This is a genomic window from Variovorax sp. Varisp85 (assembly GCF_047304045.1).
Lineage (GTDB): Bacteria > Pseudomonadota > Gammaproteobacteria > Burkholderiales > Burkholderiaceae_C > Variovorax.
Map to the genome: position 1 here is coordinate 1 of NZ_JBGLYN010000013.1, position 25,596 is coordinate 25,596.

Here is a 25,596-nt window from a genome sequence, read left to right on the forward strand (position 1 = left end):
CCCTCGGTCACCCAGGCATCGTCGCAGGGCGCGATGGCGGGAATCTTCGCCCAGCAATCGATGCTGGCTTGAGGGCACCCGATCGACTCGCACGCAATCTCATCAGTCGTCGTGGACGGGGTTTTGCGGACCTTTCCCTAGCCGGCCCTGGCGGCTTGTCCTCCTGCTCAAGTGCTGCGACGTCCTCAAGAGTCAAGAAATCTCTGCGCGTCCAAGGCAGCCATGCAACCGCTTCCCGCACTGGTGACCGCTTGCCGATAGATGTGGTCCTGAACGTCCCCTGCGGCGAACACCCCGGGAACATTGGTCATGGTGGCATACCCATCCAGGCCCGACCGCGTCTTGATGTAGCCATCCGCCATCGTCAGTTGGCCTTCGAAGAGGATCGTATTAGGTTGATGCCCGATCGCAATGAAGCAGCCCTTCACTTCCACCAGCTCGCTGAAGGCCCCAGCCCGATCTTGAAGCCGTACGCCCGTGACGCCTTCGTCGTCACCCAGCACCTGTTCGACCAAGCAGTTCAACTTCAGTTCGATCTTGCCCTCTTCGATTTTCTTGTGCAGCCGGTCCAGGAGGATCGGCTCGGCCCGGAACTTCTCGCGCCTGTGAATCAGGGTGACCTTCCTGGCGATGTTCGACAGGTAGAGGGCTTCTTCCACCGCGCTGTTTCCACCGCCCACAACGCAGACATCCTGATCCACGTAGAAGAATCCGTCGCAGGTCGCGCATCCTGAAACGCCGCGGCCACGAAACGTTTCTTCCGAGGGAAGTCCCAAGTACTTGGCTGACGCGCCGGTGGCAATGATCAGGGCGTCGCAAGAGTAGGAGCCGCTATCCCCCGTGAGGACAAACGGCCGACTTTGCAGATTCACCTCACGGATGTGGTCGACTATCACGCGCGTATCGAAGCGCTCTGCGTGCTGCAAAAATCGCTCCATCAGTTGAGGCCCCATCACGCCCTGGACATCGGCCGGCCAGTTTTCCACGTCCGTGGTCGTCGTCAGTTGGCCACCCTGCACGTTGCCGGTGATGAGCACGGGGGCAAGATTCGCTCGCGCCGCGTAAATGGCGGCGGTGTAACCGGCAGGGCCTGAACCCAGGATGATCAGTTTGGAGTGATTGAGCATGAGGAAGTCACGAATGGAAGTTGCGCGAAGGTCATCGGCCCGGGCCTATTCCCAAAGTCCCTTGGGCATGGGCAGTCCCTGCAGGATTTCGCTGGTCAGCTGCTGCTCGACGGGGATGCCCTTTTCGTTGCACCACCAGAGGAGCTGACGCGTGTGCTGGCCGCTGTGCCAGACCGAGCGCTCGAGAAAGGAATGCATGGAATGCACGCCATAGAACATCTTCAGAGGTTGTGTGCAGCTTCGGTCTTCGAGGGCGTCCCACCACTGGGCCACCCGCTTCTTCTTGTCGTCCGCATAGGCGAGGATGCCGGGGAGGTCGATGTCTGGCGGTGCATCCACGTTGGCGACGATCGTCCAGTCTTCCAGGCCATTGATCACGACCTGTAAATAGGCGTCGGGCACCTGGAAGATGTGATACGCCACATCGCGAACCGTGCGCTCACGCGGGGGCGCCGGCCGTTCCTCCAGCATCGCGGCAGGAATCTTCGAGATCGCATGCGTGGCGATCTCCATGATCTTCTTCCAGCGCTCCACGAGCACTTCGGGAGGCAGGACGTCCACGACGTTTTCGACACCCACGAACTTGGCAACGTCGTCCAGCGACTGCGCGAAGGTGTACTCCCGGTCACGCACCACCACCGGAATGGACCGGATCCCCAATGACGCCAGAAACTTCATGGCGCCAGGGTCGGTGGCGATGTTGACAGATTCGAAGGGAACGCCCTTGCTGGTCAGAAACTCCTTGACCCTGACGCAACTAGAGCATCCGGTGGTCCAGTAGACGGTGATCGATTCCATGGCAGGCCTGCTTGAGTGATGAAGACTTCACTCTATGGATCGCACGGCCGCGGCGCTATTCAATGTGCAGACAGGGCCTTCGTTCAAGTCGATGGCGCGTCCGGAACGGGACGGATGCCGACCCACCTCCGGTCCTCCAAAGCCTCGCGGATCAAGTTGTCCAATACGTCGTAGACGGCGGTCGCCGCTGCTCCGAGCGGAAGGTGCTCGGAGGTGCACAGCACCACGTTCCTGGAAATGTCCAGTGCGTTGATGACCAGCGGACGGTCGGTCAGGCTCTTGAGCTGCTTCTGCAGGGCGGATGCGGGCAGGATCGTGTGCGCGTTGCCGGTTTCCACTGCGTCGACCAAAGTCCGAAGAGAGTCGACTTCCGCAAGCGGCTCGATAGCGAGGCCATGCGCGGTCAGCCCGGCTTGCACGATCCGTCTCATTCCCGTCTGGCGGCTCGAAAGAAACAGCGGCAACCTCGCCACCTCGGCGATCGACATGCCTCGCTCGCGTGGCTCGACACCCGAATCGGCGGGGGACACGAGATAAATCATCTCGTTGAACAAGGGCTGCTCCACGATGCCAGGCGAAGGCTCGAACTGGTAGGTGACGGTCATGTCAAGCCTTCCCTGCAGGACCATCTCTTTCAGCAGGTAGCTCATGCCCTCGGCCAAGTGGAGCCTGACCTGCGGCAGCCGTGTCCGCGCAGCCACCAGGAGGTCGATGGCAAGGAGGTCCTGCACGACCACCGGCAAGCCCAGCGAAGCGGGCCCGCTCACTTCGGACGCGGACCGTTCGACGTCCTGCGTGGCACGTTCCACCTGCCGCAGGATGGCGACCGCGTGCTTGTAGAGCGTCTTACCGGCCTCTGTGGGAGTCACCCCCGTCGAACGGCGGATCAACAGCTTCTGATGAAGGCGCGTTTCCAGGCCAGAGATCTGCAGGCTCAGGGCCGACTGGGCCACATTGAGTTCCACCGACGCCCGCGACATGCTGCGCTGCTCGACGATCTTGACGAAATACTTCAGCTGGCGAAGGTCCATATAACGCTCATTGGCTCGGCAAAGCCGGCATGCCATCTTCGGTTGCGATGCCCGGATACTCCGATTGAATAGCGGACCTCCTGGCGATCGGGATACTTCTCTCGATACCCACCACTACAAGGCTCCTGCCATGAGACAAACTCCCGTGATTCGCCGACGCACGCTCCTGGGTGCTGCAACTGCAGCCGTCGGATTGTGCGTGCTGCCCGCCTTCTCGCAAAGCGCGAAGCCTTTGCGCCTCGTGGTCCCGTATCCGCCGGGTGGCGCCGTCGACGCCACTGCCAGGCTACTGTCCGAGAAGTTGCCCGCGACGCTGCAGGGCCGGGCGGTGATTGTGGACAACCGTCCGGGTGCCGGCGGCAACATTGCTGCCGCGCTGGTTGCGCGCTCGGATGCAGACGGCAGCAGCGTGCTGGTCACCTCGAACAACCACACCATCAACCTTGCCCTGTACCAGAAGCCGGGATATGCCCTCGAGGAGTTCGTGCCGATCGCGCAGCTCGGCGTGACGGGATTCGTGATCGTTGCGCATCCTTCGACAAATTTCAAAACATTGCGCGATCTACTGGACGCGGCGCGCGCCAAGCCGAACTCGATCTCGTTCGGCACGGGCGGCAGTGGCCATCCCGCGCATCTCGCGACCGAGATGCTGAAGGAACGCGCCAAGGTTTCCATGCAGCACGTTCCATACAAAGGCTCCGGGCCACTCACGGCCGATCTGCTGGGTGGTCAACTGCCGGTGGGGGTAATTTCTGTGGTGGCGGCCCAACCTTTCGTCGCCTCGGGGCAACTCATCGGCCTGGGGGTGACAACCAAGGAACGCTGGCCCGATCTACCGAAGGTCCCGACCGTCGAAGAATCTGGATTTCCGGGCTACGAGTACAGCGGCTGGATTGGGTTGCTCGGTAGAGTGGGAATGCCGGAAGCCGACGTCGCGGCTCTCGAAAAGCAGCTGCTCGCGATCGTTGCGACCGAAGAAGCGCGCTCAAGGCTGCACAAGCAGGGCATCGTCGTTGCACCGAAGGGCCGCACGGAGTTCAAGGCGGCGATTGCCCATGACGCCACCGTGAACCGCGAACTCGTCAAAGCTGCCGGCGTGCGCGTGGATTGACCGGGCTGGATGTAGCTCCTCCACCTACGAAGCAGGCGCGGTGAACAGTGCCTCGATCTCCCGCGCCGCCGCGGCCACGGCCACCTGCAAGCTCTTCAAGTGACCGGGAGATGAGTACCGTGTGCACGTGCCCGACAACGAGAGTGCTCCCAGCAATCTGTCGCGCGTGTCGAAGACGGGCGATGCAACCGCCGCGAGTTCCGGATCTCGCTCTCCCAGGCTCGTCTGCACCAGGTCGGGAGAACCGACGGGCCTGCCGGTTTCGAACTGGCGCATGACGCGACCACTTGCGCCTCGTTCCGTCGACAGGGTGTCGCCGACCCTCAGAAGGTGGCTGACAGCCTGATTCCCAAAGGCGACTGCAACGCACAAGCGCAGATCGCCATGGGGCACGAAGAAACTAGCGGTCTCTCCGGTGTCCTCTGCGAGGCGGTTCAAGGTTGACTGGACCACGGCCGCGATGCCTTGCGTCGCGTTACCCGTGCGCTCGAGCACTGCTATCGCCGGCCCCAGTCGATAGCGCTCGGTTCCGTCCTTCAACACGAAAGAGTACTGCGCCAGCGAGCGCAACAGGCGGGACGCGGTGGCTTTGTCCAGACCTGTCGCACGGGCCACCTCGCTGAGCTTCTGGCCCTCGTCATAGCGCAACGCCATCAGCAGCCGAAGCCCTCGCTCCAGCGCGTTGACGCGCAGCGCGGATGTCCCTGCCGCGGAGTCTTCTTTTGACATAAAGCCCTTTCAACGCTAAAGTTGTTTCATACAACGATCATAGAGGATCATCAGATGAAACACAATAGTGAAGACATCGATTCCAGACTGCCGCTGGCTGGGCTGAAAGTCCTGGACTTCGGCCACACGGTCATGGCGCCCACATGCGGCCTGATCCTGGCGGATCTCGGAGCGGAGGTCGTACGCATCGAGCGTGTGGAAGGCGATCCGACGCGCAGCCTCACGGGCTTCGGGTCGGGGTTCTTCGGCTATCTCAACCGCAACAAGCAAAGCGTTGCGATCGATCTGAAGAATCCTCTGTCCCGTCCGGTGCTCGCGCGCGCCTTCGAATGGGCCGACGTGGTGATCGAGAACTTCGGTCCCGATGTGATGGATCGGCTGGGGTATGGCTATGCCGAGGCGAACCGCATCAATTCCCGGATCATCTATTGCTCGCTTAAGGGCTTTCTGCCGGGCCCCTATCAGGCGCGCCCTGCTCTCGATGAAGTCGTACAGATGATGGGTGGGCTGGCCTACATGACGGGTCCGGTCGGCCAACCGATCCGGGCGGGTGCGTCCATTGTCGACATGACAGGCGGCATGTTCGGCGTGATTGGAATCATGGCCGCTCTTCGTGCTCGCGAAGCCACGGGCCAAGGTTCCCGTGTGACCAGTGCCTTGTACGAGACGACTGCCTTCCTGGTGGGTCAGCACATGGCCATGGCGCAGTTCGGCGACACACCAGTCGTGCCGATGCCGGCGAGGACGCAGGCCTGGTGCCTCTACGACCTCTGCCCATGCGCCGACGGCCAGATGTTCATCGGCATCACCAGCGACGCTCAATGGAACCGGTTCTGTGTCGCCTTCGGCCTGCAAGAGCTCCTGGACGACCCGCGCTTGGCGACCAATTCGAGCAGGACCAAGGAGCGGCCTTGGCTCATCCCGCGTCTCAACGAGAAGTTCGCGACGCTCTCAATGGCCGCTGTCGAGGCACTCTGCAAGAAGGCTGAGATTCCCTTCGGGCCCGTGCGCACTCCGCTGGATCTTCTCGAGGACGAGCATTTGCGTGCCAACGGCTCACTGCTGGAGGTGAAGGTTGGCGACCGGCGCGCCAGTTTGCCGGCGATGCCATTCCGAATCGACGACCACTTGCCCAGTGTTCGCCTCCAGCCTCAGGGCGTCGGTGCGCAGACCGCTGAGTATCTGAACACCTGGGGATTGTCGGACGCGGAGTCGCAGCACTTGTTCGATTGCGGTGCCGTTGCCGGACCCCAATAGCAATCCCCGAACTGATCATCCCCCACAAAAACCGTAGGAGACAACCACATGACCGGATTCAATCGTCGTCAACTTCTTGCCGCTTCTTCACTCTTGTGGATCCCGCACCTCGCGTTCGCGAGTGAAGCCTATCCCAGCAAATCCATTCGGCTCACGACGCCAAACTCGGCGGGCTCGGGCGCTGATGGCATGGCACGCCGCCTCGCGGACCAGATGACCAGGGCAGTGAAGCAACCCGTGTTCGTCGAGAACCTTCCCGGGGCAGGCGGGGTACTGGGCACCGAGAACCTGCTGCGCGCACAGCCGGACGGCTACACGATCGGCCTGATCAGCTCGAACTACGTGGTGTTCCCTCACCTGTACAAGAAGTTCGCGTACGACGCGCTGAAAGACATGACGCCGATCGCGGGGGTCGCATCAACGCCGATGGTTCTGATCGCGCGGGCAGATCTGCCAGCGAACAATGTCGGCGAACTGAAGGCGCTGGCGCTGAAGAGCCCCGGAAAGCTGACTTTGGGCTCCTCGGGGAACGGCACCATCCTGCACCTCATGGGGATGTACATGCAGGAGCAGGGGCAGTTCACGCTCACCCATGTGCCGTACAAGGGGGCGGGGCCCGTCATTCCGGACTTGGTCAGTGGAACCGTCGATGTGGCCTTTTTCTCGTACGCCAGTGTCGAGGGGCTCGTCAAACAAGGCAGGCTCAAGGTGCTGGGGGTATCCAGTGCCAAACGCATGCCGAACCTGCCCGAAGCACCCGCGATCGCGGAAAGCTTTCCTGGCTGCGTCCTGGAGGCGTGGTACGCAGTGATCGGACCGAAGGGCATGCCGAAGGAAATCGTGCAGAAGCTCAACGAGACCATCACGGCAATCGTGCAATCGGATTCCTTCAAGGGCCAGATTGCGGCCGAAGGCGCAGTGCCTGCTGCGATGGCACCCGAGGCGCTCATGGCGTTCATGCGGACCGAATTCACCAAGCACGGCTCGCTGGTGTCTCGGTCCGGCGCAGTCATCCAGTAGAGGCCGCAGTCATGACCGCCTGCACTCTTTTCGAAAAACTCTGGGATCAGCATCGCATCGCTGACCTCGAGGCTGGCGAGACATTGGTCCACATCGACCGCCACCTGCTGTACGAGATCACGAGCCCTCAGGCCTTCGATGGCCTCCAGCAGGCCGGCCGGCGGGTGCGCAATCCGGAGCTGACCTTCGGAACGACCGACCATCTGGTATCGACACGGCGCAATCGGGATGACGAAACCGTCGAGGGCGGGGCCGCGCTGATACGAGCGTTCCGCAGCAGTACCCGTGCTCATGGCATACGGCATTTCGATGTGCAGGATGCACAGCAGGGCATCGTCCATGTCATCGCTCCCGAACTGGGCATTGCGTTGCCGGGCATGACCTTGGTTTGCGGTGACAGTCATACCGGTACGGTCGGTGCGCTGGGCTCATGGGCCTGGGGAATCGGCACCTCGTCGGTGGAGCAAGTGCTCGCGACCCAGACCCTTGCCGTGCGCAAGCCGAAAACGATGCGGATTCTGGTCGACGGTCAACTGAGTGCCGGCGTGACGCCCAAAGACCTCATCCTGTACCTGATCGGACAGATCGGAACAGCAGGCGCCACAGGCTATGCGCTCGAGCTCGCGGGGCAAGCGATCACCGATATGCCCATGGAGGGACGATTTACCCTGTGCAACATGGGCGTGGAAGCCGGCGCACGCACCACCATGATCGCTCCGGACGACACGACGTTCAGCTATCTTCACGGACGCGAGTTCGCACCGAAGGGTTCAAGCTTCGATGCAGCGGTACGGGAGTGGCGGCAGCTGGCCTCTGACCCCGGGGCAGTGTTCGACAGGGAACTGCGCTTCCACGCGAGCGCTGCGGCGCCGCAGATCACCTGGGGCACGAGCCCCGAGCAAGTGATGCCGATCGACTCGACAGTGCCGATTCCAGCCCACTTCGATACCGAGGAGCAGCGCGGAGCCGCGCAGCGTGCGATCGAGTACATGGGGCTGCAGCCCGGCGCTTCCTTGCTTGGCCTCAAAGTCGACGCAGTTTTCATCGGCTCTTGCACGAACAGCCGACTGTCAGATCTTTCGGCCGCTGCCGAGATCGTCCGCAGTCACAAGGTAGCGAGCCACGTCAGAGCTTTGGTGGTCCCGGGTTCGATGACGGTCAAGCGCGAGGCCGAAGCGTTGGGCTTGCATCGTGTCTTCCTGGACGCCGGTTTCGAGTGGCGCGAGCCGGGATGTTCGATGTGCGCTGCGGTGAACGACGACGTTGTTCCACCGGGCGCGCGGTGCGTCTCCACCTCGAATCGCAATTTCGAAGGCCGGCAAGGCCCTCGTGCCCGTACCCACCTTGCCAGCCCCGCCGTCGCGGCGGCCGCGGCCATCACCGGCGTCATCACCGACGCTCGACGTCTCTGAGACTGATCATGCAGCCCTTCACTCAATGGCGAGGCATCGCCGCACCGATGCCCAAAGCAAACGTGGACACCGACGCTATCATCGCGGTTCAGCATGTTTACACCCTGAAGAAATCGGGGCTGGGCAACTACTTGTTCCATCGATGGCGGTACGCGCCGGGCGGAGACGAGGTCGGCGACTTCGTGTTGAACCGAGCACCCTTTCGACAGGCGACCGTTCTGGTTGCGCAGTCGAACTTCGGATGTGGGAGCTCACGCGAACATGCGGTCTGGGCACTTGCGGATTTCGGCATTCGATGTGTCATCGCTCCAAGCTTCGCTTCCATCCTCCACGAGAACTGCATCAAGAACGGCATCCTCCCCTTGTCCTTGAAGGAGCAGGAAGTCGAAGACCTCCTGGCCATGCTCGAGAGAGAGGAATGCAAGCTGGTCGACATCGATCTGAAGGCGTGCCAGGTCACCTTTCCGGACGGATCGGTGCATTCATTCACGCTTGACACAGCCCAACGCGATGCCTTGCTCCAAGGGCTTGATCCCATCACCCTCGCTGAGCGCTACGAGGATGACATTTCCGCGTTTCAGCAAAGGGACCGTCAGGTGCGTCCCTGGATCTGGCAAACGGGCAGCTGATTTTTTGGTTGAGAACCTATGCAAATCAAAATCACCGAGGTCGGGCCGCGAGACGGCCTGCAGATCGAGAGGAGCTTCATTCCCACCGCTCGAAAAGTCCAGCTTATCGATGCGCTCTTCCACACAGGCATACGCTCCGTGGAGGCCACCTCCTTCGTATCGCCCACGGCCGTCCCGCAGATGGCGGATGCCGCCGACGTCGTACAGCGGATCAGCAGACCGGAAGGCTCTGTCGTGAGCGTGCTTGCGCCCAATGTTCGAGGTGCACATGATGCGATCCGGGCCGGGGCTGACGAGTTGGTGGCGTTCGTGTCAGCCAGCGCGACGCACAACAGGAAGAACCTGAACCGCAGCATCGCCGATTCGCTGATCAACATCGAAGCGGTCGCCGACGTGGCATTCCAGCATCGCATTCCGGTGCGGGGCGCGATTTCCACTGTCTTCGGTTGCCCCTTCGAAGGCGATGTGGATGCCAGTTCAGTGGTCGGTATCGTCCACGCGCTCAGCCGCATCGGAATCCGCCATGTCACCCTGGCGGACACAACGGGCATGGCGACGCCCGCCGTGGTTCGGGCCGTGTGCGCAAGCGTCCGGAACGCCGTCCCCGAGGCAAGGCTTTCGCTCCATTTCCACAACACCCGGGGTCTCGGTCTCGTGAACGTGGCAGCTGGCCTGGAGCTTGAGATCGAGGAGTACGAATCCTCGGTCGGAGGGGTTGGAGGCTGTCCCTTCGCCCCTGGCGCCACGGGCAATGTGTGCACCGAGGATCTGGTGCACTACCTCCATGAGGAAGGTCACGATACGGGGATCGACCTCGATTCGCTCGTACGGGCGGCATGGCTGCTGGAAGAGACGCTGGGGCGCCCTTTGCCGGGTCAAGTCATGCGCGCGGGAAAGCGCCTGCGGCTCTATGACGCCGAGGCGGCACCTGCCGCCACGGCACGGTGAACTTTGCCCGTTGATCGTCGGCTCAAATCAAACAGTTTGAAGGGGCCTCGGTGCTCCACAAGGAGATACGCAATGGGCGCAGCGGACACGGCCTTGGCTGGAGGACAAGCTGGGCCAGCACAGCAGCGACACCGCGCAGATCAACTTCGACGGCTGCCGCATTCCGCGCGAGAACCTGATCGGCGCGGAGGGCGAGGGCTACAAGATCGCGCTCGGCGCGCTGAAAGGCGGGCGCATCGGCATCGCCGCTCAGAGCGTGGGCATGGCGCGCAGCGCCTTCGACGCCGCACTGGCCTACGCCAAGGAGCGCCAGGCCTTCGGCGGCTCCATCTTCGACCAGCAGGCCGTGGGCTTCCGTTTTGCCGAATGCGCGACGCAGATCGAAGCCGCGCGCCAACTGATCTGGCATGCAGCCAGCCTGCGCGACGCCGGCCTGCCCTGCCTGAAGGAAGCCGCCATGGCCAAGCTGTTCGCGAGCGAGATGGCCGAGCGCGTGTGCAGCGCCGCCATCCAGACGCTGGGCGGCTACGGCTACGTGAACGACTTTCCGCTGGAGCGCATCTACCGCGACGTGCGCGTGTGCCAGATCTACGAAGGCACTTCGGACATCCAGAAGCTGCTGATCCAGCGCGCGCTGGCGTAGGGGCGGTTGACTGCCGAGATCGCTTTGAAATCAGACGTGGCTGCTCGGGGCACTCGGTCGTACCTGCGATTGCTTGGGCGAATCTTCCATGCGTGAGTTTGGAGAAAGCACGATGTTAGAAATTCCGAGGACCATGAAACCCAGTGACGATGCTACGAACCTGGCGAAACTCCTGAGAGCCCCACTAGTTGAAGCGCTCTCCGCAGCCAACGTTGGCGAAGGGTTCCCAATAAAGGTATCACCAAGGTCGCCTCATCAGCTCGAATCCGTCGTACGTATTTGCTGCTTCAACAGGGTTGCATGGACGCTTGAGAGCGCCTTGAAGATCATCGATGATGGAAGGGCGCTTGACTATGACGTCGTTGTCTCTCTAGTCTTCTTGGTCGAAAGCCAGAAGCTGGCGGGGAGCCTGCCAGTGCCAACGGCTGGCATCGAGTCGCAGAATCACTGGGGCAAGGCGCAATGAGGCGGTGAGAATGCACACATGGTCATCTTGCATCATTGCGTCAGTGCGCGGTCGTTCCGGCCGCTTTGGGCACTCGAGGAAATTGGAGTTCCCTACGAACTGGCGATGCTTCCATTTCCACCGCGAGCGCTGGCCCGCTCGTACCTGGACATCAATCCGCTAGGAACCGTACCCGCCTTTTCCGAGGATGGCGTCCGTATGACGGAGTCGGTGGCCATCTGCCAATATCTCGCGGCACGGTTCTCCGCCGGCAGGCTCGACGTCGGTGTGGACGAGCCGGACTACGGCGCTTATCTGAACTTCCTTCATTTCGGAGAAGCGACTCTGACCTTTCCGCAAACGCTCGTGTTGCGGTACGCACATTTCGAGGTGGGTGAACGCCGGCAGCCCCAGGTCGCCGAAGACTACGCCAGATGGTTTGCAGCACGCCTGCGAACCCTGGAGCCTCTGCTTGCGAAACAGGAATACCTTTGCGCCGACCGGTTCACTGCCGCCGATATTTCAGTCGGATATGCGCTCTTGCTCGCCCAGCACCTGGGGTTGAACGAACGATTCACGCCGGCCGTGTCGACCTACTGGAAACGCTTGCAGGCGCGCCCCGCATACCAGGCCGCCATGGCGGCGCAGGCGGCCGCGGCCAGCGCCCAGGGCGTCGCGACAATTCCGTCGCCGGACATCCGGCCCTGAGAACGAACCCTCGCAGCTTCGAAGGCCGTGCCTGTCGACATGGGGCTATGACGGAGCTACCCCGCGCATCAATGACAGCAGGGCTAGTTCGAGATCCTGTTCGAAGTCGTATCGCAGACTCTCCAGACCGGGCTGCTCGATCACTTGTGCCGCAACTTCGGCCGGGTTGCTGAGCGATCATGGCCCGATGATCAGCGGCAAGGCGTGCTTGACGACCGTTTCAAAGGCCTGCGCCGACATGCCGGGCACGCGCGCATGGAAGTCCTGTGCGGTTTGCCCTAGGCCGCCGTGGCGATGGCGTGGGCGACGCCGCGATGGCTGCACCAGGCCATCTTTGCCCGCATCATGAACGGCTGAGCGTCTTGGGGCGGCGGCGTCAGCCTCCAGGCCGAGCGTCATGACGGATTCCGCGCAACCCAACTCTTGCGCCATGGGCCCGGCTAATGTATGATGACCATCATGCGAAAAACACACGTCAACGCCCGAGCCGCCGCCAAGGAGGCATCGCACGAGCGCATTGTGCAGGCTGCTGCACGCGCCATCCGGCGCAGCGGCTACGACGGCACTGGCGTGGCCGACATCATGAAGGAGGCGGGCTTGACGCATGGCGCCTTCTACGCCCACTTCGAGTCCCGCGAGGCCATGTTGGCCGAGGCGGCGGACCGCGCCGGCGCCGAGTCCAACGCCTTCGGGGCCCAAGTCATTGCCGCAGTACCCCCAGAGCAAGCTTTCCAGGCCTTGATACAGGCCTATCTCTCCAAGGAGCACCTCGCCGGCGTCGAGACGGGCTGCCCCGTGTCTGCCCTGGGTTCCGAGATGCCTCGCCAAGCGCCTGAAGTGCGTCGGGCGGCCACACGCCGCATCAAGGAGATGATCGATCTGGTTGCGCGTCAGTCGCCAGACTGGGGGCAGCCAGGTGCCCATGAACACGCGCTGGTGACCGTTGCCACCATGGTGGGCACCTTGATGCTGGCCCGTGCCGTCGACGACACTGCGCTGTCGGACTCCCTGTGCAGTGCCGCATTGAAGCGGCTGGCACCCTCTGAGGCGTGACTGCACCGTCCCTGCTTTTTTTTGACATTACATATGACGAATATCATGCGAAATTCCCCATCAACCGGTGTCGTAGGACGTGTCCGTGAATCTGGCTGCAACAAGGAAATGCAATGAAAGCCTTCATCGTTGATCGCTACGGTAAGAACAAGCCACTGCGGGCCGGCGACGTGCCTGAGCCGGAACTGCGTGCCGACGAGGTGTTGATTCAGGTCCATGCGGCAGCGGTCAACCTCATCGACGCCAAAGTGCGCAACGGCGAGTTCAAGCTCATCCTGCCTTACCGCACACCTTTCATCCTCGGGCACGACGTAGCCGGCGTAGTGATTCGTGTCGGCCCTCGCGTCAGCCAATTCAAGGTGGGCGACGAGGTCTACGCCAGGCCCCGTGACCTTCGCATCGGGACCTTTGCAGAGCTCGTTGCGGCCAATGAAGACACGGTGGCGCTCAAGCCCAGGAACCTCACCATGGAGGAGGCCGCCTCGATCCCCCTGGTCGGTTTGACGGCATGGCAGGCGCTGGTCGAAAAGGCCAAGCTCCGCAAGGGTCAGAAGGTCTTCATCCAGGCGGGCTCCGGCGGCGTCGGAACATTTGCGATCCAGTTGGCCAAGTACCTAGGCGCCACGGTGGCCACCACCACCAGCGCGGGGAACGTCGCGCTGGTAAAGAGCCTGGGTGCCGATGTCATCGTCGACTACAGAAAAGATGCGTTCGAAGAGCAGCTGCGCGACTACGACGTAGTGCTGAACAGTCAGGATGAAAAGACATTGAAAAAGTCCCTAGGCGTGCTCAAGCCTGGTGGCCACGTTGTGTCCATCACCTCGCCGCCCGACCTGCAGTTTGGCAAGGACATCAAGGCCTCGTGGCTGGTGCGACTGGTCTTCAGAGTGCTAAGCGCCAGCGTTCGCAGGCAAGCGCAGCGCCTCAAGCTCAACTACACCTTCGTGTTCATGAGGGGCAGCGGAAGCCAGTTGAAGCAGATCGCGGCGCTCATCGAGTCCGGCACGATCCGCCCGGTGGTCGACAAGGTCTTTCCGTTCGACGCCACCAACGAAGCCCTGGCCTATGTCGAGAGCGGCCGAGCCAAGGGCAAGGTTGTCATCAAGGTTCGTTGAACCGTTCCGTCTGGCCGCCATCGCACGCTTTCACATATGACGATCGTCATATTCCCCACCACCCAACCCTTTGGAGATCCCCATGAAAATCGAAAACGCCGTCGTCCTCGTCACGGGTGCCAACCGCGGCATCGGCCTCGCCTTTGCCCGCGAACTGCTCGCACGCGGCGCCCGCAAGGTCTACGCCACCGCACGTGATCCGGCCACCGTCACGCTGCCTGGCGTCCAGGCCCTGCGGCTCGATGTCACCAAGCCAGACGAGATCGCAGCCGCGGCACAGATTGCCACCGACGTGAACCTGGTGATCAACAACGCCGGCATTGCCGAGCTCGGCGGCTTTCTCGCCGAAGACAGCGAAACGGTGGCCCGCCGCATCTTCGAAACCAATTTCTTCGGTGTACTGAATGTGAGCGGGGCCTTTGCATCCGTGCTCGGGGCCAATGGCGGTGGCGCACTGATCAACGTTTTGTCGGTGGCGTCCTGGGTCAATGGTGGCGAGCTGGCCGCCTACTCGGCGAGCAAGTCGGCGGCATGGTCCTTGACCAATGCGTTGCGCCACGAACTGGCCGGCCAGAAGACCCAGGTGCTGGGCCTGCATATGGCCTATGTCGATACCGATCTCACGCGGGGTTTCGAGTTCCCAAAGAGCAGCGCCGAAGAGATCGTGCAGCGTGCGCTCGACGGGTTGGCCGCGGGCGCCGACGAGGTGTTGGCCGACGCGCTCACCCAGCAGGTCAGGCAGGGCCTGACGGCGCCGCGCCCGGTCTACCTTCCCCAGGCCCAGTGAACCAACGCCCCTTAACCCAACGCCGACAGAAAGTCCGACATGCTCTTCACACCACTCGCCAAGCGCTCTCTGCAATTGCGCAATCGAATCGTGATGGCGCCCATGACGCGTCACCGCGCCGCGAAGCACAACACGCCGAATGCCCTGATGGCCGAGTACTACGGCCAACGTGCCACGGCCGGCCTGATCGTCACCGAAGGCACCTCGCCGTCTCCCAATGGGCTGGGCTACCCCCGCATTCCGGGCCTGTTCGACCAAGCCCATGTGCAGGGCTGGCAGCAGGTGACGCAAGCCGTGCACGCCCAGGGCGGCAAGATCTTCGTGCAGCTCATGCACACCGGCCGGGTGACTCACGTTGACAACCTGCCGGCCGACGCTGAAGTTCTCGGGCCGATGGCAGAAATCTGCCCCGGCGAGATGTTCACCGACACCCAGGGCCTTCAGCCCCATAGTGCGCCTCGCCCCATGAGCACCGAGGACATCGCCCACGCCGTGGCGGAGTACGCCCAGTCGGCCCGGCTGGCCATCGAGGCGGGATTCGACGGTGTCGAACTACACGCAGCCAACGGCTATCTGATCGAGCAGTTTCTGAACGCCAATGTGAACCGGCGCACCGATGCGTATGGAGATGGCATCCACGGACGCAACCGCTTCGCGCTGGAGGTGGTTCGTGCCACCGTGGCCGCCATTGGCGCAGAACGCGTGGGCATTCGTCTATCGCCCTGCGGCGTTTTGAACAGCACCGGCGCCCACCCGGATGTCGAAGCGCAGTACCTGGCCCTTGCCGAGGAACTGTCGCGGCTGGGCATTTTGTACGTCCACCTGTTGGACCATTCCGCCTTGGGCGCACCGCCCGTGCCCGCTGAGTTGAAGCTGCGCCTGCGCGCGGCGTCCACGGGGGTGTTCATCCTGGCCGGCGGCTTCGACCGAGCCAGCGCCGAGCATGCGCTCGAGGCCGGCCACGCGGATCTGATCGCCTTTGCCCGCCCCTTCATCTCGAACCCCGATCTGGTGGCACGCATACAGGCCGATGCACCGCTCAACCCCTTGGACGTGGCGACGTTCTACACGCCCGGCGCCAAGGGCTACACCGACTACCCCATGCTCAACGCATGACCCGAAGACCCACCATGAAACGCCTGTTCAGCGCCTTCACCTTGGGCCTCGCCCTGTCAACGACCCTGCACCCGCTCACGGCGGGAGCGGCAGAGCCCACCGCAGCCGACGCGGCCCAAAGCCAGCCCTCGGTGGATCAGAGGTCCGAGCTGTCCTGGAAGACGGTGCCGACCCAGACCATCACTGCAGGCGGCGTGGACTACACCTACCGCGAGATGGGCCAGCAGCACGGCGGAACACCGGTCGTGTTCCTGGTGCATCTGGCCGCCGTTCTGGACAATTGGGATCCGCGCGTCATAGATGGCATTGCGGCCAAGCACCACGTGATTGCATTCAACAACCGCGGCGTTGGCTCCAGCAGCGGTTCACCGGCAGATTCGATCGAGCAGATGGCCGACGACGCCATCACCTTCATCAAAGCCAAGGGCTTCCAGCAGGTGGACCTGCTGGGCTTCTCGATGGGCGGCATGGTTGCCCAGGAGATCGTGCTCAGGGAGCCGCAACTCGTCCGCAAGATGGTTCTGGCCGGCACCGGCCCGGCGGGCGGCGAAGGCATCAGCTCCGTGGCGGGGGTGACCTTCTACGACATGCTGCGCGGCTTCTTCACGGGCCAGGACGCGAAGCAGTTCCTGTTCTTCACGCGCACGCCCAACGGCATCGAGGCCGGCAAGACCTTCCTGGCACGCCTGCAGGAGCGCACCGAGAACCGTGACAAGGAAATCTCGAACAGCGCCTTCTTCGCTCAACTCGAGGCGCTGCGCGCGTGGGGGAAAAAAGACCCTGCCGATCTTTCGGTGGTCAAGCAGCCGGTGCTGGTGGTCAACGGTGACAACGACCGCATGGTGCCAACGGTCAACACCTACGACCTGGCGCGGCGGCTGCCGAACAGCCAGCTGATCATCTACCCCGATGCCGGGCATGGCGGCGCATTCCAGCTCCATGCCGACTTCGTGCGCAGCACGCTTGAGTTTCTGGCCCGCTAGCAATTGCCGGGACTGGTCCGCCGTGCCAAGGACACCTCCATGAGCCACACCCATCTCACCGTTCCCACCCGCTTTGTCGAGGTGAACTGCGACTGTTTCGCCTACCACCGCTGGGGGAATACCGCGACGAACGAGCCGCCGCTGTTCTTCCTCCAGCATTGCCGCGGAGGCACGGACCACTGCCCCCCCTCGTGACCGATGGCCTGGCCGCAGGGCGCGAGGTGATCCTGTTCAACGGTCGTGGTCCCGGCGCTTCGGCAATTTCGGCAAATCCATTCCGCGCCTGCACGCCAAGACGGGGATCGTCGATCGCGAACGCCTGCTGATCGGGTCGGCCAACATGGACGGCCGGTCCGCTCACCCACCTCGCCACGCCGAAGACCGCCGCGCTGGCGCGTACCGAGCAGTTCTACAAGACCCTGAAGTTCTCGGACCACACGCCGATCACGGTGGACTACGACTTCAATCTGTAAGCCAGCCCCGCCCGCTCAGCGCGACAGCGCGGGCAGCGCCTTCGCCGGCGTGCCCACGCAGGCCTGCATCGCATTGCTCTCGTGCGAGCCGCGCTTGGTAGTGCGGAAGAAGTCCAGCCCACCTTCAGCTTGGTCAGCACGTCGGTCCGCACGCGGTGCCGGCGGTAGGCGGCCAGCGCGAAGATCGGCATAGCCAGCGGCTCTTCGGCAGCACCATCGCACGGCGCCAAGCATCTGTCGTGTTTCGCGTTACGGGCAAAGATGCGATTGAAAACTGCGGGAGACTGGAAGCTACCCCAAACACCGCCGCCCGCACCTCTGCTCCACAAGTTCAGCACGCGACCGCCTCAGTCCTGTGGGTTCCAAGCCACCGTGGACGCCAACGTCCAGCAGACTGCATGGCCACTCTCCTGTTAAGAAGAGCGACCATCCCACCTTACACCGCGCCGGTGAGTTCCGGCACGGCCGTGAACAGGTCGGCCACGAGGCCGTAGTCGGCCACCGAGAAGATCGGGGCTTCTTCGTCCTTGTTGATCGCGACGATGACCTTCGAGTCCTTCATGCCGGCCAAGTGCTGGATGGCACCCGAGATGCCCGCGGCGATGTACAGCTGCGGCGCGACGATCTTGCCCGTCTGGCCCACTTGCCAGTCGTTCGGGGCGTAGCCCGCGTCCACTGCGGCGCGGCTGGCGCCCAGGCCGGCGTTGAGCTTGTCGGCCAGCGGCGTCATCACTTCGTTGAACTTCTCGGCGCTGCCCAGAGCCCGGCCACCGGAGACGATGATCTTGGCTGCCGTGAGTTCGGGACGGTCGCTCTTGGTGACTTCGCGGCCGACGAAGGCGCTCTTGCCGCTGTCGGCCACGCCTTCAGCGGTTTCAACGGTGGCGCTGCCACCGGTGGCGGCTGCGGCGTCGAAGCCGGTCGTGCGCACGGTGATCACCTTGGTGGCGTCGGTGCTCTGCACGGTGGCGATGGCGTTGCCGGCGTAGATCGGGCGCTCGAAGGTGTCCGGGCTGTCGACCTTCGTGATGTCGGAGATCTGCGCCACGTCCAGCTTGGCAGCCACGCGCGGTGCGACGTTCTTGCCGTTGGCGGTCGAGGGGAACAGGATGTGGCTGTAGTTGCCGGCGATCGCCAGCACTTGCGCGGCGACGTTCTCGGCGAGGTTTTCGGCCAGCGATGCGCTATCAGCGGCGATCACCTTGGAAACGCCGACGATCTGCGCGGCGGCCTTGGCGGCTTCGGCGGCGTTGGCACCGGCCACGAGGATGTGGACGTCGCCACCGCAAGCCAGCGCGGCAGTCACGGTGTTGAGGGTGGCCGGCTTGATGCTGGCGTGGTCGTGTTCGGCAATGACGAGTGCGGTCATGTTCGTTTCTTCCTCAGATCACTTTGGCTTCGTTCTTGAGCTTGTCCACCAGGGTGGCGACGTCGGGCACCTTGATGCCGGCACCGCGCTTCGGGGGCTCGCTGACCTTGAGGGTCTTCAGGCGGGGCTTCACGTCCACGCCCAGGTCTTCAGGCTTGAAGGTGTCCAGCTGCTTCTTCTTGGCCTTCATGATGTTGGGCAGCGTCACGTAGCGCGGCTCGTTCAGGCGCAGGTCGGTCGTGATGACCGCGGGCAGCGTGAGCGTCAGGGTTTCCATGCCGCCGTCGACTTCGCGTGCGACGGTGACCTTGTCGGCTGCCAGGTCGACCTTCGAGGCGAAGGTGGCTTGCGGCAGGTCAGCCAAGGCAGCCAGCATCTGGCCGGTTTGATTGGCGTCGTCATCGATGGCTTGCTTGCCCAGGATGATCAGCTGGGGCGGCTCCTTGTCGACCAGTGCCTTGAGCAGCTTGGCCACGGCCAGCGGCTGCAGCTCTTCGCTCGTCTCGACCAGGATGCCGCGATCGGCACCGATGGCCATCGCGGTGCGCAGGGTTTCCTGGCACTTGGCATCACCGCACGACACCGCGATCACTTCCGTGACCAGGCCCTTTTCCTTCAGCCGCACCGCTTCTTCGACAGCGATCTCGTCGAAGGGGTTCATGCTCATCTTGACGTTGGCGAGTTCGATGCCGGAACCGTCCGACTTCACCTGCGCCTTGATGTTCGAGTCGATGACGCGCTTGACCGATACAAGTATTTTCATGATTCCATAGATGAATGGTTGGACCATTTAAAGTATATCCGCAACCATCTGGCATGCAGGCACATTCAATCGACAATGGTTGATCCAATACAATTTCAAGGCTACACTGAGATATCGACTTCCGCGCCTCGGCGCCCCTCACCCATGGACCTCCAGTTCACCGCCAGCCAGATCGAATTTCGCGACGAAGTACGCCGCTTCGTGAAAGAGCGTCTGCCCGTCGACATCCGCGACCGACTCCGCCTCGGCCATCCGCCGCGCAAGCAGGACACCGTCACCTGGCAACGCATCCTCAATGAAAAGGGCTGGGCCGCCCCTCACTGGCCGCGCGCCTACGGCGGGGCCGAGTTGGGCCAGGCCGAGCGCCTGATCCTTCTTGACGAGCTCTTCCGCGCCCCGGCGCCTTTGCCCCAGGTCTTCAATGTCGGCATGCTCGGGCCGGTGCTGATGAAGTTCGGCACCGAAGTGCAAAAACGCCACTTTCTGCCGAAACTGGCCAACCTCGACATCTGGTTTTGCCAGGGCTTCTCCGAACCCGGCTCGGGCTCGGACCTTGCCTCGCTGCGTACCGCCGCGCGACGCGATGGCGATCACTACGTGGTGAACGGCCAGAAGATCTGGACCACCACAGCGCATCTCGCGGACTGGGTTTTCGCGCTGGTGCGCACTGACGCCGCGGGCAAGAAGCAGAACGGCATCTCCTTCCTGCTGATCGACCTGCGCACACCGGGCATCACGATCCGTCCGATCACCTCCATCGACGGCCAGCACCACCTCAACGAGGTCTTCTTCGACGAAGTGCGCGTGCCGCTCGAGAACCTGGTCGGCGAAGAGGGCCGCGGCTGGGACTGCGCCAAGTATCTTCTGATGAACGAACGCACTGGCATTGCCAACGTGGGCCTGTGCCGCGAACGCCTGGACTACGCGCGCGAACTCGCCGGCCGACGCACGCAGGCGGGCAAGGCACTGCTCGACAGTCCCAAGCTGCGCAGCGAAATCGCGATGCTCGACGCCGAGGTGCGCGCACTCGAGGTCACCAACTGGCGCTTCTTGCTATCGCCCGACGCGGCGCAGAAGAGCCCGGGCTTCGCCTCGGTGCTGAAACTCAAGGGCACCGAACTGCAGCAGGAGATTGCTCAATTGCTGCAGCGCATCGCCGGGCCCGCCGCCATGGAGCGGCGCCCGCACGACGGCGAAGGTGCCGAGCACTGGGCCGGGCCGCTCGCCATGCGCTACTTCTACAGCCGCGCGGCAAGCATCTACGGCGGCACGAGTGAAGTCCAGAAGGACATCCTTTCCAAGACCATCCTGGGTTAGTCACGCATGAACTTCGAACTCAATGAAGAGCAGCAGGCGCTACAGAGCAGCCTGTCCCGTTTGTTGGCCGACGTCTACAGCTTCGAGCAGCGGCGCGCGGTGGCCGCCTCCAACAACGGCTGGAGCCAACCCGTCTGGCAACAGCTGGCCGAACTGGGCCTCACCGCCCTGCCCCTGCCTGAGGCCCATGGCGGCTTCGGCGCCGGCGCGGTCGACCTGCTGCCCGTGATGCAGGCACTGGGCCAGGCGCTTTCGATGGAACCGATGCTTGCCTCGGTGGTACTCGGTGCCACCGCGTTGCGGCTGGCCGGCGACGACGCCGTGCAGGCGCGGCTGCTGCCCGATGTCGCCAGTGGAGAGGTCCGCCTCGCCTGGGCGCACGATGAGCCGGCCGCGCACCACGCGCCGCTGTGGGTCGAAACCTCCGCGCGGCCCGAAGGCGCGCACTGGCGCCTCGACGGCGGCAAGTGCAATGTGCTGCACGCTCCCTCGGCGCACCACCTGGTGGTCAGCGCTCGAATCGCTGGCGCACCGGACAACGCCGACGGCGTCGCCTTGTTCTTGGTCGAGGCCAACGCCCGCGGCCTGCATTGCCGCGCGCACCGCCTGGTGGACGACACGGTCGCAGGAGAGCTCACTTTCGACGCAGTAAAGGCATTGCCCCTAGGCGACCCGCACGACAGCGCACGCGCGCGCCGAGCGATCGACGGCACGCTGGCCTTCGGCATCGCCGCAGTGTGCGCCGACGCGGTGGGTGCGATGGAATCGGCCTACCGACTCGCCATCGACTACCTGCACACCCGCAAGCAGTTCGACCGGTTGATCGGAGAAAACCAGGCGCTGCGCCACCGGGCCGCCGAGATGCTCGTCAGCCTCGAGATGTGCCGCAGCATGGCGCTGGTGGCCGCCATCTCCGCGGACGATCTCGACGCCCCCGAGGCCCGCGCCGACCTGGCCCGCGCCAAGCTCATGATCGGACGCCATGGCAGAACGGTCTGCCACGCCGCCATCCAGCTGCACGGCGGCATCGGCATGACCGAGGAATACGCCGTGGGCCACTGCCTGCGACGCATCACGTTGATCGATCAGCTCTTCGGCGACGTGGATGCCCAAGCCACGAAATTGGCCGCACTGACACTGGAGTGAGCACTCCAAGCTTCGAGACCTTGCGCTGGGATTTGTCGGGCCCAGTACTCACGCTCACGCTGCACAGGCCCGACAAGTTGAACGCCATGACGCGCGTCATGCGGCGCGAATTGTGTACGGCGCTTGACTACGCGGATGCGGACGACCGGGTGCGCGCCATCGTCGTGACTGGCGCAGGTCGAGCCTTCTGCGCCGGATTCGATCTGTCCGATGGCGTTGATGCCTTCGACACCCGCTCGGTCTCGCGCACGCCCGAGCCTGGCGAGACGCCTGGGCGCGATGGCGGCGGGGTGCTCGCGCTGCGTCTGTTCGCCTGCACCAAGCCGCTGATCGGTGCGATCAACGGCGCCGCCGTGGGCATCGGTGCCTCGATGCTGCTGCCGATGGACGTGCGCATCGCCTCCACCGAGGCGCACTTCGGCTTCGTCTTTGCACGACGCGGCATCGTGCCCGATGCGTGTGCCAGTTGGTTTCTGCCCCGCGTGGCGGGCATCTCGAAGGCGCTCGAATGGAGCCTGGGCGGCAAGGTTTTCGACGCCGCCGAAGCTGCGACGGGCGGACTCGTGAGCCAGGTGTGCGAGCCCGGCGAACTGCTCATGCACGCACAAGCATTGGCACTGGACATCGCAGACAACGCCGCGCCTGTGTCGGTGGCACTCACGCGGCAACTGATGTGGCGCATGCTCGGCGCCGGCCACCCGATGGAGGCGCACCGCCTGGAAAGTGCAGCGCTGCAGGCGCGTGGGGCCTCGACCGACGCCACGGAAGGCGTTACTTCGTTCAAGCAGAAGCGGCCCGCCCGCTTCCCGGACAAGGTCAGCACGGGCATGCCGGACTTCTACCCGTGGTGGACCGAGCCGCCTTTCTCCGCCTGACGGTCCGGCTTCAGCCCAACCCTTCCGAGCGTCGCGCCGGCGGCGACTCGTTCGCCCACTGTTCGAGGTTCGCGCTGCAGATGGCGGCCATTCGCTCCCACATCGGCAGCGTGGCGCCGCGCATCACAAAGTCGAACGCGCTGCTGTCTCGAAACTCCAGCACCTCCACCCCATTCGGGCCGGCCTGGTAGGCATAGTTGGCGTTGGCCGGGACAAAGAAACCGTCGCCCGCTCCCAGCCTTTGCGTGCCGAGCAACAGCTCGCCTGCGACCACGTAGTAGAGGCACGGCGTGTTGTGCGAATGGGTGGGTAGCGGGTAGTTGCTCTTGAACCAGGCATACACCAGGCTGAATCCCGAAGCGCCCGGAGCACTGAAGAGAACGCGTGACGAGGTGCCGGCACCGACAGCCTGCGCGAACAGCGCATTCAGCGGCTCACGCTCCGCGGGCGGCGGCTCGGCGTGCATCATCCCCGCCTCCTGGAGCGTGCGCGATTGGGCAGCCCGAAAGATCTCGATGCGGCCCGTACTCCGGCGCAATGCCTGCCCATCGGGGGTCGGGGCGATATGGGTGTCTGTCACGCGTTGCTCCTTATTGAAAGTTGAATCGACGGTCGGCGGTCTAGCGCTGCGTGCGAGGCAAGCGCACGACCAGACCGTCCAGCGACTCGGTCACGAGAATCTGACAAGACAGTCGCGACGTCTGCGGCTCAACGCCGACCGCGAACTCCAGCATCGAAGACTCCACATCGCCCGGCGATGCAAGCCGCTCTCGCCAGGGTGCATCTACGTGCACGTGGCAGGTGGCGCATACACACGCGCCGCCGCAGTCCGCATCGATGCCAGGTACGCTGTGTTCGACAGCCGCTTGCATGACAGATTGGCCCAGTTGGGCAGTGATGGTGTGCAAGGCGCCACCGTGCTCGACGAAGGTGATCCGGGTCATGCGCGGTCAGCCTCGAACGCAATCAGCGTCTTGCCGTGCGACACGGGGCCTGTGCCCCGCAGCAGAGCCTCAAAGGCGGCCTCCGATTCGTCGATCGGCACGCTGCGCACCCAGTCAGTGGAAATGTTTTGCACAAGTTGGGCCGCTTCCTCGAATTCGGCGCGTGTGTATGCAAAACAGCCGCAGACGGTCTTGTCGCCCACCACCAACGCGCCGGCAGAGAGTTGCAGTACATCGTCGTGCAGGCCAATCAGCGCCACGCTCCCGCCGGGCATGGCGGCTGTCACGGCAGCAGCGCGGGTCGCACGTGTGCCGGCAGCATCGAACACTGCCTCATAGCGGCTTTCGGGCGTCAATGCAGCCGCCACGTGGCGTGCCCCCAGAGTCTTGGCGTGTGCAAGTCGTTGGGGCGCTATATCAACCACCGTGATATCGCCCAAACCTTTCTCGCGCAGCACATGCAACAAGGACAGGCCCACCGATCCGGCCCCGATGATCGCAACCGGGCCGCCTGGACTGCCGGTGCGTCGCCACGCATGCAGCCCGTTGGCCGCCGGTTCGACCAGCGCCGCGCGCACCGCACCGAGGCCGGGTGCCGGCACGAGGTTGACTGCGGGCACTGCTACCCGTTCGGCATAGCCGCCGGGCCGGCGAAAACCGAGCACCTTGCGGTCGGCGCACAACTGCGTGCGACCGGCCTGACACATCGCACAATGGCCACAAAACAGCATCGGGTGGACCACCACGAATTCGCCGCTGTCTTCGCGCCAGCCGCCGAATTCGTGGCCGAGCACCAGCGGCGGTGTGATAGCCGGCACCCCGTCGCGCACCAGACCCAGGTCCGAACCGCACACGCCGACGGCCGCCACCCTCACCACCACCTCGCCGGGCCCCGTTTCGGGTTGCGCCATCTCGCGCAGGCGCAGTCGCTGCGCGCCTTCATAGACCAGGGCTTTCATCGAGCAGCACGCTCCCGCTCTAGGGTTTTCAGAAAATCCGCTCCCTCATAGCCCGTGAGCCTGCGTTCAGCGAGCGTGGGGTAGTTGCGCGTGAGCAGCCCACCGTCGACGTAGAAAGTATCGGCGGTGATGTAGGCGGCCTCGGGCGAAGCGAGGTAGGCGACCATGCTCGCGATCTCCTCCGCCCGTGCAGGCCGGCCGGCCGGAATGTTGGCCAGATAGGCCTCGCTCGCAGCAGGAGACTCCAGAAAGCGACGCGTGGCCGGGGTCTGCGTGAGGCCCGGCCCCACCCCCACCACCCGCACGCCGTGCTGCGCCAACTCCAGCGCCGCCACGCGGGTGAACATGGCGACGCCAGCCTTCGCTGCGCAATAGGCGCCAAGACCCTCGGCGGGCTGAAGCGCATTGGTCGAGGCTATGTTGATCACCACCCCGCCACCGCCCTGCCGCACCATCTGTCGTGCCTGCGTCTTGCAGGAGACGAACACACCGCCGAGCGTCACGCGCATCACATCGTTCCAGTGTTCGAGGTCCATATCGAGCACTTCGGCCGATATGCCGAAACCGGCCGCGTTCACGCCGATGTGCAGCGCACCGAAGCGCTCCACCGCCTGCGCCACGGCGTGCTGCATGTCGGGCTCGGAGCTTGCGTCCGCGGTCACCGCCAGAGCGCGAGCGCCCAGCGAGGCGGCCACGGCGGTAACCGCCTCCTGCGCCACGTCGGCCAGCACCACCGCAGCGCCGTCGGCGACCAGGCGCCGCGCCACCGCCGCACCGATGCCCGATCCGGCGCCGGTAATCAGCGCCACCAATCCTTCAAGACGTCGCTCGGTCATGG

General features: G+C 63.8%; 28 protein-coding genes and 3 pseudogenes. 20 read left to right on the forward strand and 11 right to left on the reverse strand.

Annotated features, from left to right (window positions below):
* Positions 1-185: 185 nt before the first annotated feature.
* The 3 genes from trxB to ACCC97_RS07495 all read right to left on the reverse strand — a co-directional run bounded on the left by trxB (position 186) and on the right by ACCC97_RS07495 (position 2,956).
* Entirely contained in the window at positions 186-1,127 is a 942-nt protein-coding gene (trxB, locus tag ACCC97_RS07485) for a thioredoxin-disulfide reductase (protein WP_413332028.1), read from the reverse strand.
* A 45-nt stretch (positions 1,128-1,172) separates the two neighbouring features.
* Complete coding sequence (locus ACCC97_RS07490; RefSeq protein WP_413332030.1) at positions 1,173-1,925, reverse strand: glutaredoxin domain-containing protein; 753 nt, start codon at positions 1,923-1,925, stop codon at positions 1,173-1,175.
* Between the two features lie 83 nt (positions 1,926-2,008).
* Complete coding sequence (locus ACCC97_RS07495; protein ID WP_413332032.1) at positions 2,009-2,956, reverse strand: LysR substrate-binding domain-containing protein; 948 nt, start codon at positions 2,954-2,956, stop codon at positions 2,009-2,011.
* A gap of 130 nt (positions 2,957-3,086) precedes the next feature.
* On the opposite strand from ACCC97_RS07495, the gene ACCC97_RS07500 reads away from it, so the two are divergent.
* A complete protein-coding gene (locus tag ACCC97_RS07500) occupies positions 3,087-4,067 on the forward strand; it encodes a Bug family tripartite tricarboxylate transporter substrate binding protein (protein WP_413332034.1) in 981 nt (326 codons plus the stop codon).
* Between the two features lie 24 nt (positions 4,068-4,091).
* On the opposite strand, the gene ACCC97_RS07505 is transcribed toward ACCC97_RS07500, so the two are convergent.
* Positions 4,092-4,796 (reverse strand): IclR family transcriptional regulator, encoded by a 705-nt coding sequence (locus tag ACCC97_RS07505; protein ID WP_413332036.1) that lies wholly within the window; start codon positions 4,794-4,796, stop codon positions 4,092-4,094.
* Between the two features lie 54 nt (positions 4,797-4,850).
* Here ACCC97_RS07505 and ACCC97_RS07510 point away from each other — a divergent pair, with 54 nt between their 5' ends.
* The 8 genes and pseudogenes from ACCC97_RS07510 to ACCC97_RS07545 all read left to right on the forward strand — a co-directional run bounded on the left by ACCC97_RS07510 (position 4,851) and on the right by ACCC97_RS07545 (position 11,858).
* Entirely contained in the window at positions 4,851-6,053 is a 1,203-nt protein-coding gene (locus ACCC97_RS07510) for a CaiB/BaiF CoA transferase family protein (protein ID WP_413332038.1), read from the forward strand.
* A 48-nt stretch (positions 6,054-6,101) separates the two neighbouring features.
* The gene (locus ACCC97_RS07515; protein ID WP_413332040.1) at positions 6,102-7,073 is read left to right on the forward strand and encodes a Bug family tripartite tricarboxylate transporter substrate binding protein; all 972 of its coding nucleotides are present in this window, start codon (positions 6,102-6,104) and stop codon (positions 7,071-7,073) included.
* An 11-nt stretch (positions 7,074-7,084) separates the two neighbouring features.
* The gene (gene leuC, locus ACCC97_RS07520; RefSeq protein WP_413332042.1) at positions 7,085-8,485 is read left to right on the forward strand and encodes a 3-isopropylmalate dehydratase large subunit; all 1,401 of its coding nucleotides are present in this window, start codon (positions 7,085-7,087) and stop codon (positions 8,483-8,485) included.
* 8 nt (positions 8,486-8,493) lie between these two features.
* Positions 8,494-9,114, forward strand: coding sequence for a 3-isopropylmalate dehydratase small subunit (gene leuD / locus ACCC97_RS07525; protein ID WP_413332044.1), 621 nt, complete (start codon positions 8,494-8,496; stop codon positions 9,112-9,114).
* Between the two features lie 18 nt (positions 9,115-9,132).
* A complete protein-coding gene (locus ACCC97_RS07530; RefSeq protein WP_413332046.1) occupies positions 9,133-10,062 on the forward strand; it encodes a hydroxymethylglutaryl-CoA lyase in 930 nt (309 codons plus the stop codon).
* A 97-nt stretch (positions 10,063-10,159) separates the two neighbouring features.
* Positions 10,160-10,705, forward strand: a pseudogene (locus ACCC97_RS07535) (acyl-CoA dehydrogenase family protein); the annotation flags it as partial.
* A gap of 319 nt (positions 10,706-11,024) precedes the next feature.
* The gene (locus ACCC97_RS07540; RefSeq protein WP_413332048.1) at positions 11,025-11,171 is read left to right on the forward strand and encodes a hypothetical protein; all 147 of its coding nucleotides are present in this window, start codon (positions 11,025-11,027) and stop codon (positions 11,169-11,171) included.
* 18 nt (positions 11,172-11,189) lie between these two features.
* Positions 11,190-11,858 carry a glutathione S-transferase family protein gene (locus tag ACCC97_RS07545; RefSeq protein ID WP_413332050.1) on the forward strand — a complete coding sequence of 223 codons (669 nt, stop codon included), beginning with the start codon at positions 11,190-11,192 and terminating at the stop codon, positions 11,856-11,858.
* A 177-nt stretch (positions 11,859-12,035) separates the two neighbouring features.
* Here ACCC97_RS07545 and ACCC97_RS07550 read toward each other — a convergent pair whose 3' ends face one another.
* The gene (locus ACCC97_RS07550; RefSeq protein WP_413332052.1) at positions 12,036-12,257 is read right to left on the reverse strand and encodes a hypothetical protein; all 222 of its coding nucleotides are present in this window, start codon (positions 12,255-12,257) and stop codon (positions 12,036-12,038) included.
* Between the two features lie 48 nt (positions 12,258-12,305).
* Here ACCC97_RS07550 and ACCC97_RS07555 point away from each other — a divergent pair, with 48 nt between their 5' ends.
* The 8 genes and pseudogenes from ACCC97_RS07555 to ACCC97_RS07590 form a co-directional block, all read left to right on the forward strand.
* Positions 12,306-12,911: a TetR/AcrR family transcriptional regulator gene (locus tag ACCC97_RS07555; protein WP_413332055.1), complete on the forward strand. Its 606-nt coding sequence runs from the start codon at positions 12,306-12,308 to the stop codon at positions 12,909-12,911.
* Positions 12,912-13,024: 113 nt separating this feature from the next.
* Positions 13,025-14,026 carry an NADP-dependent oxidoreductase gene (locus tag ACCC97_RS07560; RefSeq protein WP_413332057.1) on the forward strand — a complete coding sequence of 334 codons (1,002 nt, stop codon included), beginning with the start codon at positions 13,025-13,027 and terminating at the stop codon, positions 14,024-14,026.
* Between the two features lie 82 nt (positions 14,027-14,108).
* A complete protein-coding gene (locus ACCC97_RS07565; RefSeq protein WP_413332059.1) occupies positions 14,109-14,813 on the forward strand; it encodes an SDR family oxidoreductase in 705 nt (234 codons plus the stop codon).
* Positions 14,814-14,852: 39 nt separating this feature from the next.
* A complete protein-coding gene (locus ACCC97_RS07570) occupies positions 14,853-15,929 on the forward strand; it encodes an alkene reductase (RefSeq protein WP_413332061.1) in 1,077 nt (358 codons plus the stop codon).
* A 14-nt stretch (positions 15,930-15,943) separates the two neighbouring features.
* A complete protein-coding gene (locus ACCC97_RS07575) occupies positions 15,944-16,912 on the forward strand; it encodes an alpha/beta fold hydrolase (RefSeq protein ID WP_413332063.1) in 969 nt (322 codons plus the stop codon).
* A gap of 39 nt (positions 16,913-16,951) precedes the next feature.
* The gene (locus ACCC97_RS07580; protein WP_413332065.1) at positions 16,952-17,107 is read left to right on the forward strand and encodes a hypothetical protein; all 156 of its coding nucleotides are present in this window, start codon (positions 16,952-16,954) and stop codon (positions 17,105-17,107) included.
* Between the two features lie 88 nt (positions 17,108-17,195).
* Positions 17,196-17,258: pseudogene (locus ACCC97_RS07585) on the forward strand (hypothetical protein); the annotation flags it as partial.
* 16 nt (positions 17,259-17,274) lie between these two features.
* Positions 17,275-17,385: pseudogene (locus ACCC97_RS07590) on the forward strand (exodeoxyribonuclease III); the annotation flags it as partial.
* Between the two features lie 436 nt (positions 17,386-17,821).
* On the opposite strand, the gene ACCC97_RS07595 reads toward ACCC97_RS07590, so the two are convergent.
* Complete coding sequence (locus ACCC97_RS07595; protein ID WP_413332066.1) at positions 17,822-18,754, reverse strand: electron transfer flavoprotein subunit alpha/FixB family protein; 933 nt, start codon at positions 18,752-18,754, stop codon at positions 17,822-17,824.
* A 13-nt stretch (positions 18,755-18,767) separates the two neighbouring features.
* A complete protein-coding gene (locus tag ACCC97_RS07600) occupies positions 18,768-19,517 on the reverse strand; it encodes an electron transfer flavoprotein subunit beta/FixA family protein (protein WP_413332068.1) in 750 nt (249 codons plus the stop codon).
* A 144-nt stretch (positions 19,518-19,661) separates the two neighbouring features.
* Between ACCC97_RS07600 and ACCC97_RS07605 the strand changes: the two genes are divergently transcribed.
* The 3 genes from ACCC97_RS07605 to ACCC97_RS07615 are packed head-to-tail and all read left to right on the forward strand — an operon-like array spanning position 19,662 to position 22,855.
* Positions 19,662-20,834 carry an acyl-CoA dehydrogenase family protein gene (locus ACCC97_RS07605; protein ID WP_413332070.1) on the forward strand — a complete coding sequence of 391 codons (1,173 nt, stop codon included), beginning with the start codon at positions 19,662-19,664 and terminating at the stop codon, positions 20,832-20,834.
* 6 nt (positions 20,835-20,840) lie between these two features.
* On the forward strand, positions 20,841-21,980 hold the full coding sequence (locus ACCC97_RS07610) for an acyl-CoA dehydrogenase family protein (RefSeq protein WP_413332072.1): 1,140 nt from the start codon (positions 20,841-20,843) through the stop codon (positions 21,978-21,980).
* The gene (locus ACCC97_RS07615) at positions 21,977-22,855 is read left to right on the forward strand and encodes a crotonase/enoyl-CoA hydratase family protein (protein WP_413332074.1); all 879 of its coding nucleotides are present in this window, start codon (positions 21,977-21,979) and stop codon (positions 22,853-22,855) included. The genes ACCC97_RS07610 and ACCC97_RS07615 overlap by 4 nt, the downstream gene beginning before the upstream one ends.
* A 10-nt stretch (positions 22,856-22,865) precedes the next feature.
* Here the strand turns inward: ACCC97_RS07615 and ACCC97_RS07620 are convergent, their stop codons facing one another.
* From ACCC97_RS07620 to ACCC97_RS07635, 4 genes are read right to left on the reverse strand one after another with little or no spacing between them, the layout of a single operon-like run.
* A complete protein-coding gene (locus tag ACCC97_RS07620; RefSeq protein ID WP_413332076.1) occupies positions 22,866-23,435 on the reverse strand; it encodes a cupin domain-containing protein in 570 nt (189 codons plus the stop codon).
* A gap of 40 nt (positions 23,436-23,475) precedes the next feature.
* Positions 23,476-23,799: a 2Fe-2S iron-sulfur cluster-binding protein gene (locus ACCC97_RS07625; RefSeq protein ID WP_413332078.1), complete on the reverse strand. Its 324-nt coding sequence runs from the start codon at positions 23,797-23,799 to the stop codon at positions 23,476-23,478.
* Positions 23,796-24,758: a zinc-dependent alcohol dehydrogenase gene (locus tag ACCC97_RS07630; protein WP_413332080.1), complete on the reverse strand. Its 963-nt coding sequence runs from the start codon at positions 24,756-24,758 to the stop codon at positions 23,796-23,798. Before ACCC97_RS07630 ends, ACCC97_RS07625 begins: the two co-directional genes overlap by 4 nt.
* A complete protein-coding gene (locus ACCC97_RS07635) occupies positions 24,755-25,594 on the reverse strand; it encodes an SDR family NAD(P)-dependent oxidoreductase (RefSeq protein ID WP_413332082.1) in 840 nt (279 codons plus the stop codon). The genes ACCC97_RS07630 and ACCC97_RS07635 overlap by 4 nt, the downstream gene beginning before the upstream one ends.
* Between the last annotated feature and the right edge of the window lie 2 nt (positions 25,595-25,596).

Excerpts from the sequence above, each read along its gene's own strand:
- ACCC97_RS07570 (WP_413332061.1), top strand. The coding sequence starts at position 14,853 with ATGCTCTTCACACCACTCGCCAAGCGCTCTCTGCAATTGCGCAATCGA.
- ACCC97_RS07635 (WP_413332082.1), bottom strand. The coding sequence starts at position 25,594 with ATGACCGAGCGACGTCTTGAAGGATTGGTGGCGCTGATTACCGGCGCC.
- ACCC97_RS07625 (WP_413332078.1), bottom strand. The coding sequence starts at position 23,799 with ATGACCCGGATCACCTTCGTCGAGCACGGTGGCGCCTTGCACACCATC.
- ACCC97_RS07605 (WP_413332070.1), top strand. The coding sequence starts at position 19,662 with ATGGACCTCCAGTTCACCGCCAGCCAGATCGAATTTCGCGACGAAGTA.
- ACCC97_RS07555 (WP_413332055.1), top strand. The coding sequence starts at position 12,306 with ATGATGACCATCATGCGAAAAACACACGTCAACGCCCGAGCCGCCGCC.
- ACCC97_RS07505 (WP_413332036.1), bottom strand. The coding sequence starts at position 4,796 with ATGTCAAAAGAAGACTCCGCGGCAGGGACATCCGCGCTGCGCGTCAAC.
- ACCC97_RS07595 (WP_413332066.1), bottom strand. The coding sequence starts at position 18,754 with ATGACCGCACTCGTCATTGCCGAACACGACCACGCCAGCATCAAGCCG.
- ACCC97_RS07550 (WP_413332052.1), bottom strand. The coding sequence starts at position 12,257 with ATGACGCTCGGCCTGGAGGCTGACGCCGCCGCCCCAAGACGCTCAGCC.
- ACCC97_RS07500 (WP_413332034.1), top strand. The coding sequence starts at position 3,087 with ATGAGACAAACTCCCGTGATTCGCCGACGCACGCTCCTGGGTGCTGCA.
- trxB (WP_413332028.1), bottom strand. The coding sequence starts at position 1,127 with ATGCTCAATCACTCCAAACTGATCATCCTGGGTTCAGGCCCTGCCGGT.
- leuC (WP_413332042.1), top strand. The coding sequence starts at position 7,085 with ATGACCGCCTGCACTCTTTTCGAAAAACTCTGGGATCAGCATCGCATC.
- ACCC97_RS07510 (WP_413332038.1), top strand. The coding sequence starts at position 4,851 with ATGAAACACAATAGTGAAGACATCGATTCCAGACTGCCGCTGGCTGGG.
- ACCC97_RS07530 (WP_413332046.1), top strand. The coding sequence starts at position 9,133 with ATGCAAATCAAAATCACCGAGGTCGGGCCGCGAGACGGCCTGCAGATC.
- ACCC97_RS07630 (WP_413332080.1), bottom strand. The coding sequence starts at position 24,758 with ATGAAAGCCCTGGTCTATGAAGGCGCGCAGCGACTGCGCCTGCGCGAG.
- ACCC97_RS07495 (WP_413332032.1), bottom strand. The coding sequence starts at position 2,956 with ATGGACCTTCGCCAGCTGAAGTATTTCGTCAAGATCGTCGAGCAGCGC.
- ACCC97_RS07515 (WP_413332040.1), top strand. The coding sequence starts at position 6,102 with ATGACCGGATTCAATCGTCGTCAACTTCTTGCCGCTTCTTCACTCTTG.
- ACCC97_RS07575 (WP_413332063.1), top strand. The coding sequence starts at position 15,944 with ATGAAACGCCTGTTCAGCGCCTTCACCTTGGGCCTCGCCCTGTCAACG.
- leuD (WP_413332044.1), top strand. The coding sequence starts at position 8,494 with ATGCAGCCCTTCACTCAATGGCGAGGCATCGCCGCACCGATGCCCAAA.
- ACCC97_RS07580 (WP_413332065.1), top strand. The coding sequence starts at position 16,952 with ATGAGCCACACCCATCTCACCGTTCCCACCCGCTTTGTCGAGGTGAAC.
- ACCC97_RS07545 (WP_413332050.1), top strand. The coding sequence starts at position 11,190 with ATGGTCATCTTGCATCATTGCGTCAGTGCGCGGTCGTTCCGGCCGCTT.
- ACCC97_RS07490 (WP_413332030.1), bottom strand. The coding sequence starts at position 1,925 with ATGGAATCGATCACCGTCTACTGGACCACCGGATGCTCTAGTTGCGTC.
- ACCC97_RS07565 (WP_413332059.1), top strand. The coding sequence starts at position 14,109 with ATGAAAATCGAAAACGCCGTCGTCCTCGTCACGGGTGCCAACCGCGGC.
- ACCC97_RS07560 (WP_413332057.1), top strand. The coding sequence starts at position 13,025 with ATGAAAGCCTTCATCGTTGATCGCTACGGTAAGAACAAGCCACTGCGG.
- ACCC97_RS07600 (WP_413332068.1), bottom strand. The coding sequence starts at position 19,517 with ATGAAAATACTTGTATCGGTCAAGCGCGTCATCGACTCGAACATCAAG.
- ACCC97_RS07610 (WP_413332072.1), top strand. The coding sequence starts at position 20,841 with ATGAACTTCGAACTCAATGAAGAGCAGCAGGCGCTACAGAGCAGCCTG.